The following is a 255-nucleotide window of genomic DNA, read 5'->3' on the forward strand; positions in this document are numbered from 1 at the left end:
CCGTTCCACAAGTTCGAGCAACAGGTTCGCTACAAAGCGACGTGGAATCAGATTCCGTGTGATACGGTGGAATCACCGTACAACTCGAAGTCGTGTTCGTGCTGTGGACACCGTGGCTATCGTCAGGTTCGGCGGTTCCGGTGTACGAATGATTCGTGTGAGGTTCAGCAAGACCATGCTGACCGAAACGCGAGTGTGAACGTGGCGTGGCGGGCGTGGGCGAAACACGCTGGCGTAGATGTTGAATCAGTTAAT

Annotated in this window: 1 protein-coding gene; it reads left to right on the top strand. The window is 54.5% G+C overall.

The window, feature by feature from the left end:
- Positions 1-255 (top strand): zinc ribbon domain-containing protein (locus O2S87_RS19235; protein ID WP_475410264.1); only part of this gene is annotated, 255 nt, incomplete at both ends.

The sequence above is a fragment of the Halohasta sp. A2 genome, assembly GCF_056175805.1.